General features: G+C 50.5%; 16 protein-coding genes. 15 read left to right on the top strand and 1 reads right to left on the bottom strand.

Features of this window, described 5'->3' with window-relative positions; translation table 11 throughout:
- Positions 1–178: 178 nt before the first annotated feature.
- A complete protein-coding gene (locus VF260_00240) occupies positions 179–721 on the bottom strand; it encodes a hypothetical protein (GenBank protein HEX7055611.1) in 543 nt (180 codons plus the stop codon).
- 223 nt (positions 722–944) lie between these two features.
- Here VF260_00240 and VF260_00235 point away from each other — a divergent pair, with 223 nt between their 5' ends.
- From VF260_00235 to VF260_00165, 15 genes are all read left to right on the top strand, one after another.
- Positions 945–2900: an asparagine synthase-related protein gene (locus tag VF260_00235; GenBank protein ID HEX7055610.1), complete on the top strand. Its 1956-nt coding sequence runs from the start codon at positions 945–947 to the stop codon at positions 2898–2900.
- Positions 2901–2905: 5 nt separating this feature from the next.
- Positions 2906–3088 (top strand): paeninodin family lasso peptide, encoded by a 183-nt coding sequence (locus VF260_00230; protein ID HEX7055609.1) that lies wholly within the window; start codon positions 2906–2908, stop codon positions 3086–3088.
- 88 nt (positions 3089–3176) lie between these two features.
- Positions 3177–4058, top strand: coding sequence for an aldolase (locus VF260_00225; GenBank protein HEX7055608.1), 882 nt, complete (start codon positions 3177–3179; stop codon positions 4056–4058).
- A 7-nt stretch (positions 4059–4065) separates the two neighbouring features.
- The gene (locus VF260_00220) at positions 4066–4374 is read left to right on the top strand and encodes a lasso peptide biosynthesis PqqD family chaperone (protein ID HEX7055607.1); all 309 of its coding nucleotides are present in this window, start codon (positions 4066–4068) and stop codon (positions 4372–4374) included.
- Between the two features lie 11 nt (positions 4375–4385).
- Positions 4386–4868, top strand: a complete 483-nt coding sequence (locus VF260_00215; GenBank protein ID HEX7055606.1) for a lasso peptide biosynthesis B2 protein — start codon at positions 4386–4388, stop codon at positions 4866–4868.
- A gap of 64 nt (positions 4869–4932) precedes the next feature.
- The gene (locus VF260_00210) at positions 4933–6705 is read left to right on the top strand and encodes an ABC transporter ATP-binding protein (GenBank protein HEX7055605.1); all 1773 of its coding nucleotides are present in this window, start codon (positions 4933–4935) and stop codon (positions 6703–6705) included.
- 185 nt (positions 6706–6890) lie between these two features.
- The gene (locus VF260_00205) at positions 6891–7652 is read left to right on the top strand and encodes a Wzz/FepE/Etk N-terminal domain-containing protein (protein ID HEX7055604.1); all 762 of its coding nucleotides are present in this window, start codon (positions 6891–6893) and stop codon (positions 7650–7652) included.
- Positions 7633–8283 carry a CpsD/CapB family tyrosine-protein kinase gene (locus VF260_00200; GenBank protein ID HEX7055603.1) on the top strand — a complete coding sequence of 217 codons (651 nt, stop codon included), beginning with the start codon at positions 7633–7635 and terminating at the stop codon, positions 8281–8283. The genes VF260_00205 and VF260_00200 overlap by 20 nt, the downstream gene beginning before the upstream one ends.
- 199 nt (positions 8284–8482) lie before the next feature.
- Positions 8483–9652 carry a nucleotidyltransferase family protein gene (locus VF260_00195; GenBank protein ID HEX7055602.1) on the top strand — a complete coding sequence of 390 codons (1170 nt, stop codon included), beginning with the start codon at positions 8483–8485 and terminating at the stop codon, positions 9650–9652.
- 114 nt (positions 9653–9766) lie between these two features.
- Complete coding sequence (locus tag VF260_00190) at positions 9767–10375, top strand: sugar transferase (GenBank protein HEX7055601.1); 609 nt, start codon at positions 9767–9769, stop codon at positions 10373–10375.
- Between the two features lie 27 nt (positions 10376–10402).
- On the top strand, positions 10403–11869 hold the full coding sequence (locus VF260_00185) for an O-antigen ligase family protein (GenBank protein HEX7055600.1): 1467 nt from the start codon (positions 10403–10405) through the stop codon (positions 11867–11869).
- A 3-nt stretch (positions 11870–11872) separates the two neighbouring features.
- Positions 11873–13204: a flippase gene (locus VF260_00180; GenBank protein HEX7055599.1), complete on the top strand. Its 1332-nt coding sequence runs from the start codon at positions 11873–11875 to the stop codon at positions 13202–13204.
- Between the two features lie 8 nt (positions 13205–13212).
- Positions 13213–14349, top strand: a complete 1137-nt coding sequence (locus VF260_00175) for a glycosyltransferase family 4 protein (GenBank protein ID HEX7055598.1) — start codon at positions 13213–13215, stop codon at positions 14347–14349.
- Positions 14315–15649 (top strand): hypothetical protein, encoded by a 1335-nt coding sequence (locus tag VF260_00170; GenBank protein HEX7055597.1) that lies wholly within the window; start codon positions 14315–14317, stop codon positions 15647–15649. The genes VF260_00175 and VF260_00170 overlap by 35 nt, the downstream gene beginning before the upstream one ends.
- A gap of 4 nt (positions 15650–15653) precedes the next feature.
- Positions 15654–16046: hypothetical protein (locus tag VF260_00165; protein HEX7055596.1), on the top strand; the 393-nt coding region annotated here is incomplete at its 3' end.

Raw genomic sequence — 16046 nt, 5'->3', positions numbered from 1 at the left:
AGATCCGCAAGCTCCAATCGTGTGCATCAGATCCGCAAGCCCCCAACCACGTGCATCAGATCCGCAAGCTCCAATCGTGTGCATCAGATCTGCAAGCCCCCAACCACGAGCGTTAGAACCGAAGGCCCCTGCCGGGCAGCTTATTCGGCCACCGCACGCCCGCACCCCGCCGGGCAGCTCATTCGGCCAGCGCCAGTTGGCCGCGGCTGACGCCGCCGATCGTGTAGCCGCCGATCCTGAACGTAAACTCACCCGTTGCCCATTCGGGGAATTGCGGATTATTTACCTTGAAGGCGTCATAGACCGCCGCTATCCGCTCCAGCAAAACCTGCAGTTCCGTTGTTTCTTCAACGCGGGACATGGCAAATCGCGTTTCCCCCTGGTATATGTCGGCGGAATCGGGCAACATCGCAATATCGATCATCGCCGACAGCTTGCCGGAAAAAGTGTCTCCGCCAAACGTGATTTTTTCCACGATAAAATGCCGCGTTTTTACATATCTCTCAATTTCATGCTGCAGCACATTAATCCATGTCACTTTCGTCAGCAGGTCATTGCTTTGTTCGAGCTTGTTCAATTTCCGATTCTGGTATTCGATAATATCCGCCTGTTTGCTGGTATGTCGGAAAAGGGCCAAAGTGGCGGCGCCGAAAACAAGCGTTAACAAAACCAGGACACAAACGATCGCGATGATCGTCTTTTTTGGATAGGCATACTCCATGATGTGTCCTCCAATCGTGAGTGATTTTCAATAATTATTTCTTGGAAAAAAAAATTATTACTTTTGCGCTAAATAGTCATGCGGGATGGCGTTTTTTCATACATTGAACCGTACAAAATGTAACCGAAAAACATTGACAAGATACAAAATGTATCGTAGCATATGTTTTAGAATAAGTGTGTCGAAATCATGTCATCGTAAAATGTCAAAGCAGGGGGAAAAATTGAGCGCGATTGTTGGAATCTTTTATTTCGGCGAAGCACCCGGGAATCTCGCGAACGACGGTGTTTCCATGATGCAAAGCTTGCGCAAATATCCCGCCGATGCCGCCGGCATCTGGCAACAAGGCCCGGTTTTACTGGGCTGCCACGCTCAATGGATTACGCCGGAGGCGGCTCATGAAAAGCTGCCGAACTTCGATGAGCAGCTTGGACTGGCAATTACGGCCGATGCGATTATCGATAACCGCGAGGAATTATTCCGGCAGCTTGCTGTCGATCCTGTCGAACAAAAGCACATGAGCGACAGCGAGCTCATCCTTTATGCCTATGCCAAATGGGGCAGTGAAGCTCCCGCGCATTTGCTCGGCGATTTCGCCTTTTTGATATGGGATCAGCGAAAGCGTCTGCTTTTTGGCGCAAGGGATTTAACCGGAAACAGGACGTTGTATTACCATCACAACCGGAATCGGATTGCGGCCTGCACGGTGATTTTGCCCCTGTTTTCCGCGGCAGGAACAAGAAAAGCGCTAAACGAAGAATGGCTGGCGGAATTTTTGGCCATTCCCGCGATGTTTGATTCCACCGATGCGCACGCAACGGTGTACGAGGGCATCAGGCAAATCCCGCCCGCCCATTCGTTCATTGCGCAAGACGGCTGTATCAGGCTAACGCGGTACGGAGATTTGTTGCCCAAAGAGGAACTTAGGCTATCGTCCAACCAGGAATATGAAGAAGCGTTCCGCGATATATTCCGGCAGGCCGTAACCGCTAGGCTTCGCACATTTCGCAAGGTGGGGGCGACGTTGAGCGGGGGGCTTGACTCCGGTTCCGTCGCGGGGTTTGCCGCACAAGAGCTCAAGCGCGCGGGCAAAACGCTGCATACATACAGCTACGTTCCGTCGCCCGATTTTGCCGATTGGACCGGAAGACACAGGTTTGCCGACGAGACTCCGTTTATCAAGGCAACGGTCGAATTTGTCGGAAATATCGCCGACCGTTATCTCGACTTCCCCGGCAAAAGCCCTTATACCGAGATCGACGACTGGTTGGCGATCCTTGAGGGCCCCTATAAACATTTTGAAAATTCGTTCTGGATCAAAGGCATCTATGAAGAAGCGGCAAAGGACGGCGCGGGTGTGCTGCTAACCGGAGCAAGAGGAAATTTCACCATTTCCTGGGGATCGGCCATCGACTATTACGCGCTGCTTCTCAGAAAATTTCGCTGGATTCATTTTTATCGCGAGCTGACGCAATTCAGCAGACAATTGCAAATCGGGCGGTCCGTTTTGCTGCCCAGGATCGGCCGATACGCTTATCCCGTCCTGTCGCGCGCGCCCCGCGGGCTGCACGGCCGCGGGAGGGAGAGCGGCATGGATGCGTTGACGCTGATTCATCCCGATTTTGCCAGGCAAACGAACATTTATGAAAAACTGCGGGATTGCGATTTCAGGTTAAACCCGACCCCGCTGCAAATGTTCCGGCAGCGGGAGCAGTTTTTTCAAAATCCGACGGTTTTGAACATGCAGGGAACGGCCGGGGCCAAGCTGTCGTTGCGGTATTCCCTGTGGGAGCGCGATCCGACCTGCGACCCGCGGGTGGTGCGTTTCTGTTTGTCCTTGCCGGACAGACAATATGTGCAAAACGGCATCGGACGCTCATTGATCCGCCGGGCCACCGCGCATATTCTGCCCGACAAGGTCCGGCTGAATCGCATGGGGGGTGTGCAAAGCGCGGATTGGGTGCAGCGCACAAAGCCCTCCTGGCCCTCGCTTGCGCATGAAATCGAAGAGCTGTGCGGCGATCCGGTCGCCTCCCGCTATATGAATGTGGCCGGAATCAAGGAAGCATTCGCCGCGTTAAGCGGCGATGTTCGCCCGGAGCTTGCCATCGATCCCCGGGCAAAGCGCGTGCTGCGCAGCGTGATTGTGTACCGGTTTTTGAAAATGGAGGGGAGGTGATTTGTTTGGCCAAACAGAGTTGGGAGAAACCGGAACTGGAAGTTCTGGACGTAGGCATGACCATGATCGGCGAAGGCACTCATTTTTTGGATTGGACATATGTGGGTGGCAAACTCGATCTGGATATCACGGATACGGATACCGGGATTCCGGCGCCTACTTCCCCCCCGGGCGTTCCAACGTCTTAATCCGGTTATTTCCATGCCCCCGTACAATTCAAGAGTGCGGGGGCCCCACCAAGGGAGAGCGAGAACATTGATATATCAGGCATTCGGGATGAGGATCCAAAGCGAAATCCCCCTTCCCGAACTCATTGCAGCAAACGAACGAAACGCGCTTCCGGATATCGAAATTTTGCTTCGCGATATGCCGGGTGAATGGAGCGAATCGCTGTTCGAAAAGCAATATTTTGCCGTTTTGGATCAACGGGTGCTGTTTCGTTTTCCGAACGCGGCGCGGGTTTGCGTTGAGAACGGAAAACGGATCCTGGTTTCGCCGATGGAGAACGCCGATTGGGATTTGCTCCGGATTTATTTGTTGGGAAGCGCAATGGGCGCCATCCTGCTGCAGCGGAAAATGCTGCCGCTGCACGGCAGCGCTGTCGCGATCGATGGCCGGGCATACGCGTTTGTGGGGGAGTCGGGAGCCGGCAAATCGACGCTTGCGGCGGCATTTCTGCATCGGGGACTGCCCCTTGTAAGCGACGATGTGATTGCCGTGTCGTTCGCGGCGGACAAAACGCCGATGGTGGCGCCGTCTTATCCCCAACAAAAGCTGTGGCAGGAAAGCATTGCCGGGCTTAACATGGAATTTCGCCGCTACACACCGCTGTATCAGCGGACCACGAAATTCGCAGTGCCGGTATTGGAGCGTTTTGCCGCAGCCCCCATTCCGCTCGCCGGCGTGTTTGAGCTCGTGCCGACCCGAATCGGCGAAGGCATGTATCCGTTGTCGGGGCTTCAGAAACTGCCTGTTTTTCGGGCGCATACATACCGCGGCGCGCTGCTTCCGTTTATGCGCATGGAGCAATGGCATTTTGCCATGGCCGCCAGTATCGCGAGCCGTATCGATGTTTTCAGGCTTTACCGGCCGTTGACCGGTTTTACCGCGCAGCGGTTGGCAGCCCGTATTTTGAATATGCTGCAAAAAGAAAGGTAGACGCGCCATGAGGAATCAATCGATCAATCCGGACGATCTTGTTGTGCAGGCTAAGGATCTGCTCGTGAGCAATATGGACGGCGAGAAAGTAATGATGAGCATTCAATCCGGAAAGTACTATAATCTCGGCAGGACCGGCGGGGCGATTTGGGACATGATGGAGTCGCCCGTCGCCGTAAGGAAGCTGCTTGACAACCTGACGGAAACGTACGATATCGACGCGGAAACTTGTAAAGAGCAATTGCTCGACTTTCTGCGCAATTTGCTGCGCGAACATCTGATTCAAATCGGGACGCCCGCCGCGACCGGTTCATAATGCGAATGCGAATGCGCTTTGTGCGTTTGCGCAAAAAGGCCGCCCGATACTTGCGGCTGCAGCGGGAAATGAAGCTCTTGCTGGTGGAGGCGTTCTTTTATCTCGGCTGGGCGCGCATGCTGAAAATGCTGCCGTTTTCCCGAATTTCCCCGTCATTGGGCGTTTGCATGCGGGAAACCGCCATGGACTGCGAACCGGATCGGATTGCCTTGATCAGGGACATATCCTGCGCCGTCCGTCTAATGAGCCGTTACACCTGGTGGGAAAGCAAGTGCCTCGTCATGGCGATAGCCGCAATGAAAATGTTGAAACGGCGCGGCATCGAAAGCACCCTGTATTTGGGGACGGCAAAGGACGCGGCCGGCAACATGATCGCGCACGCCTGGCTGCGCAGCGGTTCCATGTACGTCACGGGCGCCGAGTTCAAGGATCGGTTCACGGTGGTCGCCACATTCGGGAACATGATTTCGCACGGGAAAAAGATACGGGAATGACCGCTTCCGTTTTCGGTCATGTGGCGGCAATGGAAGCAAATAGCCCAGAACTGAGAGAGATGCAATGAAACAGCTTTTGCTTTTTTTAAAAAAAATGCATACCGTTGCGGGCTTCAAACTATATTTCCATTTTGTCGGCATGATGCTGGTCAGTTCCCTCGAAGGCTTGTCCGTTTATTTGCTGGCGCCGCTGCTTGGTTTTATCGGCATTTTGAGCGGCCGTGCGGGGGACATTCCGTTTGTATCCGTGCTCGATCCGCTGCTTGGGCAAATGCCGGAAAGCGCGCATCTGCCGCTTGTGCTGGCGGTTTATCTTGGCATCGTCCTGACGCAGGCAGTGCTGCAGCGGAATATGACGATCCATAACCAGAAAATCCAGCAAGGCTTCATCAAGACGCTGCGTCTGGAAACATACCAGGCGTTGCTGGAAGCGGACTGGAACTTTTATCTGCAAAAAAGAAGATCGGATTTAAACCACCTGATGACGCATGAACTGGCCAATATCAGTCAGGGCGCGACATTGGCGATGAGGCTTGCGACAACATTTTTGTTTACCGCAATCCAAATCGGGTTTGCCCTTTGGCTATCTGTCAAACTGACCGCGCTCGTGATTGTGAGCGGCGTGCTGCTCGCCTTATTCTCCCGCAGGTTTGTGCGAACCGCCAAGCGGCTTGGCGAACGGACGACGAAATTGTCCCAGGATTACATGGGCGGGCTCAGCGAGCATTTTAACGGCATCAAAGATATCAAGGCGAACATGCTGGAGGAACATCACTTCCAATGGTTTCGTGAGATGTGCCGGAACATGGAGAGCAACTATTTGCAATTCGCCAGGCTGCAGTCTACCTCCCAGCTTTTTTACAAGGCGGCGTCGGCCGTCCTGATCGCGCTGTTTGTACTCCTGTCGTTTCGGGTATTTCAGGCGGAGCCGGGCCATCTTATGCTGATCATGGTTATTTTCACGCGATTATGGCCGAAATTTACCGGAATTCAGGCGAGTTGGGAACAAATCGTGTCGTCATACCCGGCCTTCCGCAACCTGGCGAGCTTGCTGCAAGAATGCGCCGCGGCGAAGGAACAGGCGGTGCGCCGCGCCGGCCGGACGGCGCTTGCTCCGCTGCGCCCGGAGAAGGAAATCTTCTGCCGCAATCTTTATTACCGCTACGGCAAGGATCAGCCCTATGCGATCCGCGATGTCAGCCTTGTGGTGCCGGCAAACCGGGTGACTGCCATCGTGGGAAAATCCGGCGCCGGCAAAAGCACGCTGGTCGATCTGCTGACCGGGCTTGTGCAGCCCGAGCAAGGCGAAATTCTGGTCGACGGCGCTCCCTTGACGGATGAGCGGCTGTCGCGGTTTCGGCGTTCAGTCAGCTATGTGGCGCAGGACCCCTTTTTGTTCCATGCGAGCATCCGGGACAATTTGCGCATGGTCGCGCCGTTTGCGACCGAGAGTAAGCTTTGGGAAGCTTTGGCGTTTTCCGCCTCCGCCGGGTTTGTGGAGAAGCTGCCGGATGGTCTCGACACCGTGATCGGCGACCGGGGCATCCGCTTATCGGGCGGCGAGCGGCAGCGGCTTGTGCTGGCGCGGGCGATCTTGCGAAACCCGGCCATTCTCGTCATGGACGAAGCGACAAGCGCCTTGGATAGCGAGAACGAGGCGAAAATCCAGGAAGCGCTGAATCGGATAAAAGGTTCCATGACGGTCATTGTGATCGCCCATCGGTTATCGACCATCCGCAACGCCGATCAGGTTGTCGTTCTGGAAGAGGGACAAATTGTGCGGCAGGAAGAATTTTTGCAGCTGTCATTGGATGACGGAAAACTGTTAAGCAAATGATCCGCGCCTCTGCAAAAAACGACAAATGGCAAAAAAAACGCTTGACTAGATACAAAATGTAACATAAATTATTAATATGCGATATGAGATACGAAACGTATCAAATTTTGCCAGGCTGTCCGGCTGAACCCGGGCTTACCGGCTGATGGAACCTGGGCTTATATGAAAGATTCTGGAGGATACACATGGAGTCGTTGAGATTGAAGGATTACTTCAAAATTTTGGGAAGACGGTCATGGATAATAGCCGTTTGCGTGCTCACCTCATGCATCGTCACGGGAGTTGTCAGTTTTTATTACGTGCATCCAATCTACAAGGCAACGGCAAAACTGATTGTCAACAAATGGCCGTCCGATCAGCAATTGAATCAGCGGATCAACGTGGACGATCTCAGTGCCAATATCATGCTGATAAACACATACAAGGAAATCATTACAGCCGCGCCCGTCATGGAGGAAGTGGTCAGGCGCCATCCCGAATTCCGACTTGCCCCCGAGGCTTTGTCCCGTTTGCTCCGCGTAAGTTCGGTCAGCCAGACGCAGATTATGTCAATCTCGGTATCCGATTACTCTTATCAAAGAGCGGCCGATATCGTGAACGCCGTCGCGGAAGCATTTAAAGATATGATCCCGGTCATTATGAAGCTCGATAATATCGAGATTCTGGAAAAAGCCAACACGGATTTCGTTCCGCCGCCATCCAATCCAAGTCCGCTCATTCATTTGTTTCTTTCTTTTGTGTTATCGCTGGTATTGTCGGTTGCGCTCGTATTTCTTCTCGAGCATTTGGATGATTCCGTCAAAACGGAGCGGGAAGCGGAGGCAATCCTGGGAGCGGCAATCTTCGGAAAGATCGGCGTGATCAGGAAAAAAGATTTGCAGCGGCGAAAAGAAGGAAAATTAAAGATGCATGTCGAGGAGGATCCGTATGCACCGGTCGGCACTTAAATTGCCCATTATTATGGAACGGAATCCCGATTCCCCCATTTCGGAAGCTTATCGCTACCTGCGCAACAATATTGAATTCGCCGCGGCTGAAAAAGGAAGCAAAAGCATCATGGTGACTTCAACATTGCCGCGGGAAGGAAAATCGACAACGGCGGCCAATTTAGCCATTGCCTGCGCGCAGGCAGGCAAACGCGTCGCTCTTGTAGACGCGCATTTTCGCAAACCGATTCTGCACGAAATATTTTTAATGAGTAACAGCAGCGGCTTATCCTCCGCCCTCGCAAGGCGCCAAAAAATTGCGGAAGCCGTTTTGGAAACGCATATTGATAACCTTTGCCTAATCCCGTCCGGCCCGCTCGCGGCCAATCTTGCGGAAATGCTCGCATCCGGCGGACTTCGGGAGATCCTGAATGAATTGCGCGACCAGTACGAAATCATCATCGTGGATGCCCCTTCGTTGCTTTCCGTGGCGGATGCGCAGCTGATTGCCGCCCAATGCGATGGCGTTTTGCTGGTCGCCAACTTGGGCAAAACGAAGCGGAAAACACTGGCGAACGCGAAAATGATTTTGGAGCATGTAAATACGACCTTCCTGGGTGTTGTGCTAAATAACGTAAAAAAAATAAAGTGAACGTGCTTCCATCCCATTGCGGAAACACAGGTAATGTCTACTGCACCTATATCACCGTAGGCACTCGGTCATGCTGTGGGTTTTGCAACAACCTTAGACATACATTGTCGAGGGTGTGACGTGAGAGCGGGTTAAATGCCCATCAATATTTCTCTCTTAAGATCGTGTCAGATAAGCTTGAATGAAGGTGCAAAGGGTAATGGAAAATGGCTCGCGGCTTGATGTAAGCCTTCTCCCTGAAGAACTCAAATTGCTTTGTGCATTGATCGGATTGCCCAATGATCCGGATCTCCCGGGCCGCATCCTGCAAAGCGGAAAAGGCGTGAGGTGGCATTATTTTCTTGCGCTTTCCGGGCATCATCGGGTGCATCCAATCGTATACGGCAATTTGAAACAATACAAAAAAGAACACCTTGTTCCCGGCCATGTCCGCAAATCTCTGGAAGTCAATTATCGCAGAAACATTTTTCATATGCTCCGCCTGTCCCGGGAGACGGCAATATTAAGCAAGGCTTTTGCGGAGAAGCGCGTCGGAACCTTGTTTTTAAAAGGTCCGGTGCTTGCCAGGGAAATATATGGCGACATCTCTTTAAGAACCTCAAAGGATCTTGACATGCTGGTGCGAAAACAGGATATCAAGTTGGCGGAAGAAACGCTCCTTCAGGCCGGATACAATCTGGAGCATTATCCGTTCAACGATAAAAATTCAAGGCGGCACCATCTGTCATTTATGCATCCGGAAAAACATATCCAGGTTGAATTGCATTGGCGGCTAAATCCTGACACATGGAGCGAACCGCCGTTTGAACATTTGTGGGAGCGAAAAAGATTAAGCTGTTTCGGAAACGGCCCCGTTTATTTTTTGGGAGCGGACGATTTGTTTTGTTTTCTTGCCGCCCATGGAGCCCGCCATGGTTGGTTTCGCCTGCGCTGGCTTGCCGATGTCGATCAACTGTTCCGCAATGGGATGAATGTGGAATCCGCCTTGCGGCTTCAACATGAATACGGCTTTCGCCACATTGCGGGCCAGGCGGCCATTCTGGCGGCAAATCTGTTTAACACCCCGATCGCAGCCGGGATGACCCCGTTGCTCGAAGGCGCAAAGTCTGTCCGGTTAAGTAAAAGAGCGATCCATTTTATTAAAAATGACAAAGAGCCGGCCGCTTCAGCCGGTTTTATGTTTTATCAACTTTTGATCAGGAGCAATTCGCAAAAAGTAAGGTATCTCACGAGTTATGTTTATCCCACTGCCAAAGATTTGCAAATGCTGCCATTGCCAAAATCATGGGTGTTTCTCTATATTCCCTTGCGCCCGTTTCTTTTGTTGTGGCGGAAAATAAAACAGTTTGTTGTATCCTGGTCGTGCTGAACCTATATTTGCAGTTGCAGGAGGAAGATAAACTTGCGAAATGTTTTAAACGAACTGAAATTGGAATCATCCCAATATTATCGGGAAACGAAAGCCGGCAATCAGGCGGGCCAACTGATACCGTACGCATTCGCCAAACGGGCGATCGATATTACCGGCGCACTTTCGGGGCTGATTCTTCTTTCGCCGCTCATTATATTGCTTGCAATTGCCATTAAATTGGAGGCGCCCAAAGCTCCGGTTTTTTTCAGCCAAATGCGCGTCGGGAAAAACGGCAAGTTATTTCGCATGTATAAATTTCGCTCAATGGTGCCGAATGCCGAAAATCTTCTTCCCGGGTTAATGGCGCAAAATGAAATAAAGGGCCATATGTTCAAGATCAAAGACGACCCGCGCATTTCCAAAGTCGGCAAAATAATCCGCAAAACCAGCCTGGATGAACTGCCGCAATTATGGAACGTCCTGAAAGGGGAAATGAGTCTTGTCGGACCGCGGCCGCCATTGCCCAACGAAGTGAAAGAATACTCGCCGTTTCATTTTAAAAGGCTGTCGGTTATTCCGGGTTGCACAGGCTTGTGGCAGATTAGCGGGCGCAACAAACTGAATTTCGAGCAAATGGTTGAACTGGATCTCCAATATATAGCCAACAGAAGCATCGGGTTGGATGTAAAAATCATTTTGAAAACATTCAGAGTCATGTTAGGTTCGGATGACGCTTATTAAAAATAAGGCCAATCGGAAGGTAACAAAATGAAAAGTTCAAGAGCGCTTGCGCCGTTGATGATACATAATGTATCATACGCCAGTCAAACTTCGGGGATCATGAAACAAATCTTGTCCGCAATCGCGTTGATTTTCGCATTTTTTTTATTTGGCGTAATGACCGCGGGCAATTACCAATTATCCATTTTGCTTGTCGCGGTATTGCTGCTGGCCGCGCTTTCCGCCGTTTATCCCGTGGAAATAAACATTGCGATTTTAAGCGTCTGGGGACTGTTTCAAGGATTGTTGACCAATATAAGCTTCGCGGGTTTTCCGTTCTCGCAGCTCATCATTCCCGCCATCGTTTTTCCGTTGGCAATCGGATTGATCGTAAGGACGAAAACGATCCTGGAAAGCAAATGCAGCCAAATCGTCCTCATCTATGTGCTTTGGACCGTTTGGAATGTTGCGGGGATTGCGACTACCATTTACGTCAATGAAGCGGTGCTATTTTATTTCCGCTTTGTGATCGGCGCGGCGCTGTTCGCTTTTTTTGCGTTGGGCACCAACAACTTGCAAGAAACGAATCGAATTGCCAAAGCGCTCGTTTTTTGCGGGACACTTTCGGCGATCATTACAGTTGCGCAGTTTGTGTCATTCCAGATGTTCGGCCTGAAGTCAATCGGCATTGTTGAACTGGTTCGCCATTTTTACGGCGATGCATACAGACCGGTGGGAACGTTTGACGGCCCGGTCGGCTCGGCGAATGTATTGTTTGCCATGTATCTGGTATCAAGTTACAAGTATTTGCAAACAAGGAATCGAATTTATTTGGCCGCCGGCATGTTCATGATTGCCGGAATGCTGGTGACGTTAACCAGGACAGTCGCATTGGCGCTTATTTTATCGGTTGTTTTTCAAGCCGTGCATGCCAGCGTGCTGAACAAAAGATGGGGCCCCATCATCAAAATCTCGGCGCTTATCATGATTGTGGCCGCGTTGTTATCCCAATTTGCCGCGGATATTATTGCAAAAAGATTTGTCGATATTCTGGGCTCCGCTTCCATTGACAGCTTTGGCGCCGGCAGGGTTGGCATATGGATCGGGATTGTAAAAGGTTTCATCCAGGAAGCAAACGTATGGAATTATTTCATTGGTCGCGGCATCAGCATCGCCAAATATTTTGTGTTCAACTATTCAGCTTACAATCACGGAGATGGAGATTATACGCACAACGATTTTTTGGATATTGCGATCTCAAACGGAATCATCTCACTGTTTCTGTTGGTTTTGTTCATCGGGAAAGTGTTTCAATTATTGTCCGCCAGCGCCCGGACGGTCAAATTAAGTTTCTTTTTTCCCTTGGTCTTTTATTTTTCCGTTATCATGGCGTTGTCGAACACCAATTACTCCAGCGGGCAAAGGTGGTTTTTTCTGATCGTGCTTGCGCTGATCATCAATCAATTGCGGTTTGATTCCGTTGGCCGAAGCCCCGAAAAATTGGAGACAAATTGAGCGATGACCAGATATGCAATGCTTGCCGGCAAAATCGTCAACCTGAAATTTCCTTCTCTTGTTCTGTTTACCGCCATGGTTACATCAAGAGGGTTGGAATTTATTTTGAAAAGCATCTTAAGCAGAATGCTCGGCCCGGAACAGTTCGGAATCATCCAACAATATGAAACATACTTTGAAATTTTTGTTGTTTTATCGGCTTTCGGCATCAGCACGGCAATCCTGAAGTTTGTTTCGGAAAAAAACAGCGAAGAAGAGCGAAAAAAGACATTCACCTTTTTGGTAAAAACCAATTTGGCAGTCTCGTCTGTCATCTGTCTGGTTATTTATATTCTTGTAAATTCGTTGCCATTCATTCGCGAACATCAGGTGATCGTGTTTCTGAACGCCACCGTGATGTTGCTGCCGATCATCGCGCTGACCCACTCGTCGCATGGGTTGTTCATTCATTTTTTAAACGGGATCAATAAAATAAACTATGTTGCCGTCATCAAAGTGGGATTTTTCCTTGCCCAGTTTCTGATCATTCTGCCCGCTGTCTATTTGTTCGGGGCGAAAGTTTACGCTGAAGCGTACTTCATTTTATGCCTGGCAAGTTTTTTATTGTGCTTTCCTTTGGTGAAAAAACACTGGCAGCGTAGAGCGGCGGGATACCTTCGCTCCCTAAAGGAAAGCGAAAATGTCCGCATGTATTCCTTTATCGGCTATAGCGCCATTTCGAACTTGACCTCGATTTTGCTCGGATATGTCGACCTTTTGGTGGTGATGTCCTTTTTTTCCAATGGGACGGTTGGCGCGTATAGTGTTGCCAGCATGATTGCAAAAGGCTTGTGGATGTTGCCGCTCTCGATTATGCAAGTTGAATTGCCAAAGATTTCCAAGGGGCACAGCGATAAAAATCTCGATGTGTACCGTTACTATAAAAAATTGCAAAAGAAAATGATAGTGGTTTGCTGGCCGGTCGTGTTCGCGGTTTATATGATCAGCGGTTATATAATCAGGTTCATATTTGGCGTCGATTACCTGGCCATTCTGCCTGTTCTGAAAATATTGCTGCTAGCGACTTTGGTTTATGCCTTGACGCTGGTAGGCGGAAATATTTTCATTGCCACGAACTATCCAAAGATTAATTTGTTGCTTAACTTGCTTCGGGCCTTTATCAGTGTCGTTTTATCCGTATTGCTCATTCCGGAATTCGGTATCAAAGGTGTGGCTGTTTCTTCGGTTGTCACTTTTGTCATCTTCTATTTCGTCCAGGGAATGATCTGCAAAGGATTATTTTATGAAGGCCAATATAAAGAGCGGACGAAAGAGAAGGCGCGATCCGTTTCATAGGAGGTCTTATGGACAGCATCCGCAAAAAGATCCATGTATTGATGTTGGGCCCGGGTTTGCGCGTGAAAGGCGGCGTGTCATCCGTAGAAAAGTTGATCATCGACAATTGCCCGGGCGGAATGAAAATCAGGCACATATCCACCATGGAAGACGGCGGCGCGCTGAAGAAAACGCTTGTCTTTTTCCGGGCGATTTTGCTTCTTATTTTGCAATTGTCGATTTTCCGGCCTCAAGCAATCCATATTCATTTTGCCTCCAGGGGAAGCACATTCCGAAAAGTCATTCTGATGTGGATTTCGCTTTTTTCCGGCAGGCCGATTGTGTTGCATGCCCATGGCGCGGAATATCCGTTGTTTTTTGCGGCGCAACCCGTTTTTTGGCAAAACATCATCCGCGCAACTTTTCGCCGGTGCGCCAAATTCATTGTTTTATCCAATAGTTGGCGGGAATTTTATGCCGCGAAGCTGCATATCGAAACAGCAAAAATATGGGTGGCCCCCAACCCGGTGCAGTTGCCCGATTCGATCCCGCAGCGGACCAATCGCGAGCAGCTTACGGTTTTGTTTATGGGGAGGATCGGCGAACGGAAAGGAACGTTCGACTTGATTCATGCTTTCGCGGAGTTGTTGCGGATGAACGGGATTAACGCGAAACTCGTTGTCGCCGGTGACGGGGAAAGCGAAAAAGCGCGATTGCTCATCGACAAATTGCGCTTGGCCGCTGCCGTTTCGATTTTGTCATGGGTGGGCCCCCGTGAAAAAGAGAAGCTTCTAAATGAAGCGGACGTACTCATTTTGCCATCCTATAACGAAGGATTGCCGATGGCATTGCTGGAGGGAATGGCCTATGGCTTGCCGGTGATTGCCACTCCCGTCGGAGGCATTCCGGAGTTGATCCGCCATTTGGACAACGGCGTCCTGGTGCAACCCGGAAATACGGAAGACATACGAAAAGCATTATATTTGCTATTATCGGACGGGAATCTGCGGGTGAAGATGGGAATGGCGGCAAAAGAAAGCATCAGGCATCTCGATGTGCGAAAGTATGCGGCAGCGCTTGAGGACATTTATCTTTCCCTCAATCAAGCGAAGAATGCGAGGAGAACTGCAATTGAACCAGGTTATGTTAAAAAAGTTGATCAATAATGTGAAACATGTCGATTGGGCGGATACGCTCGTTCGCCGGAACCCGATTTATTACAAAAAAATCGAGAGATTACATAACCTATTGAATCATGTTGAAAAGGATACCTTGTTGTCGTGGCAGGAAGAAAGACTCAAGGTTGTATTAAAAGCCGCCGGAAAAACCAAATACGGCCGGGAGGTCGGAAATCGGCGGGAGTTTGCGGCATGGCCGGTATTAGGCAAGGAGATGATCCGGAACAACCCGTCCCATTTTCTGGTTTCGGGAGTGCTGAAGCGGATCGGAATACCCGCAAGCACAAGCGGCACCACCGGAATTCCGCTCAAATTGGTCCGCTCTCCGTTATCCATTGCGGCCGAACAGGCGTTTATCGATGGAATCATTCGCGCCATGGGGCTGGACATAAGGCAAGCGAAAGTCGTGGCGCTGCGCGGCGATAACGTCAAAAGCGCGTCCGATCAACGTCCGCCTTTTTGGAAATATTCATCCGACCGCAAGCGATTGATGATGTCGTCGAACCACCTTCAGCCGAAAAATATAAAATTTTATTTCCAGGCGATAAAAAATTTCAAACCCGACTGTTTAATGGCCTATCCCACCTCGTTGGAAGCCTTATGCGGATTTTTGTCGGGAGAAGAGCGCAAATTATGCATTCCGTATGTGGTTACTTCCTCAGAAGTGTTAACCGACAAGACGCGCAAACTGGCGCAAGCCGTTTTGGGGTGCAAGGTGCTGGATTATTACGGTCAGGCGGAACGGGTGGCATTCGCCTATGGGTACGGAGAAAATCAATATTATTTTCATCCTTTTTATGCGCATGTCGAGTTGAAATTTGCCGAATCGGACGATTTATATGATTACTATGAAATCATCGGCACGCCTTTTTGGAATTTAACGATGCCGCTGGTGCGATACGCTACGGGCGACTTGATCTGCGTTGCCAAAAATACGAGCGAAGCGGATCTGGCGTTGATTTGCCTGGGACTAATGCCGTTTCGTTGTGTGAAAGGGAGAAGCGGCGATTTCCTGGTCGCGAGATCCGGAGCCCGGTTGGTGGGAATCGATCATATTCCGCGGGAAGTGGAGCACGTTTTGCAAATGCAAATTATTCAGGAAAGCTTTGATTTAGTCCGCATTTTGGTAGTCCCGAATCCGTTGTTTGGCGATCTTGACCGGAGCAAAATCATGAAGAATGCCCGAACCAAAATTCCAGCGGAAATGCGCATCGAAATAGACCTGGTGGATCGGCTGGAGCGCACGGCTCAAGGGAAAACGCCGTTCGTCATTCGGCGCGGGGGGTGAGCGTTTGCCAGGCAAAGCGTTATGGTACTGGAACCGTCTTTTGGCGATGTCGCCCGGGGAGATTTCCTACAGGGTAAATCTGGCGATCAAAAAACAGTTTTGGCTAAGGCGGAAGCTGTGGATTCCGGAAAAGCCGCATGGCGTAAGGCGAATGCGCTGGGAGAAGCCGGAACTCACGCCGGAGATGGAAAAGGAAAAAACCTTGATTATACGGGAAGCCGACCGGTATCTCGCCGGTGAATTTCAGTATTTTCACGCTCCGTTTAAGGAAGAAAAGCCCGATTGGCATCTTGACAACCAATCCGGAAAAAGGGCTCCATGCGCATTCGGGCCGAGCATCGATTACCGCGATTATCATGTCGTCGGAAATGTCAAAAACATTTGGGAGAAAAACCGC

The sequence above is a fragment of the Bacilli bacterium genome, assembly GCA_036381315.1.
Classification (GTDB): domain Bacteria; phylum Bacillota; class Bacilli; order Paenibacillales; family KCTC-25726; genus DASVDB01.
This window is presented reverse-complemented; position numbering and strand designations above follow the sequence as displayed.